Here is a 1,093-nt window from a genome sequence, read left to right on the forward strand (position 1 = left end):
GATCTATACTTCAGATAGTGCGATTCGATGTATTTCACCGGTCCCCAACAGCGAATCCATTATTGCCTGTACTGATCGGGCCCTTGTTTTTTTCAATGGGACTTCTTTAGGTTCAGGTCGTGATTTTTCTCGGAATCACTTGGTTCCGGCAGGACGGGAAAATTCCACGGGCCCCGATCTGATTCCACCCTCACGATCCAACTTTCTTTCGGCAATCGCAGGGCTCCTGAACATAACCCCGGTTGTTCCCTTGTGATGCGGCAGGATTGTTCCGGCCTTTCAGGGTCCTATGAAATGGCGGGGCCACTCCCAAGGGTGGGAACAACTCCGACCAGACCTCTTCTTTTCGGGCTGTGCCAATCCGAGCCCTTTACCTGGGCGGATTCCCTACTTTTCGAGGATCGACTCTCCGATGGTGGATCCGGGAGATACGCCGGAGGGGGGTCCGGAACACCCCCCGGCCGGTCAGCTACTGAACAGAAACAGGAGGTGCCCCGGCCAACCGCGATTGTAACGTTGCCGTGCATTACCTCACCAATTCCCGTCGTAAAACTTGATCAATTCCGGAACAATTACCGTGTTTTCCGGAATCATTGCCTCATCAAAATAGGGGGGTGAGGCAAAACGCGTACAACCGGGCGATTTGCGGGCCCGGAGTATTTCCCCCGAATGGAGGGTAAATCGGGGGTAAACGACTATGCGATAGGTTCTCGACTGCGAAGGTCGGCTGGAGCCTCCCTTCTCATCCTCAAGGTCTTGACAGTCCTCTCAGAACCTGGAGCAGGAGAACTCGATGCTCATCAGACCTGAGAGATGAGAAGACCAACAGGTCTTCGAAGAGCCCGTGGCTCTTCGACTAGGGAGAAACTCCCCCACCCTTCTCCCTCTCTGCAACCCCGGCAAGGTACTCGATCGTCTTCCCGAACTCGAGCCGGTTCCCATCACGGTCGATCCCCACGATCGTGGACGGCGTGACCTGGAAAAATCTCCACGTACCGTGCCGGGACCGGATCCATAGCTCGGTCACCACCGCAGCGTCGCCGGCGATGACCCGGAGCCGGGCGGGGTCGCTTGCGGAATACCCCACAAGCTC

The 1,093-nt window shown here is 56.5% G+C and carries 1 protein-coding gene; it reads right to left on the reverse strand.

Going from position 1 to position 1,093, the window contains the following annotated elements; all coding sequences use genetic code 11:
- Positions 1-856: 856 nt before the first annotated feature.
- On the reverse strand, positions 857-1,093 hold a 237-nt coding region (locus CW742_RS14695), incomplete at its 5' end, for a hypothetical protein (RefSeq protein ID WP_292421675.1).

The sequence above is a fragment of the Methanoregula sp. genome, from assembly GCF_002835825.1.
GTDB lineage: Archaea > Halobacteriota > Methanomicrobia > Methanomicrobiales > Methanospirillaceae > Methanoregula.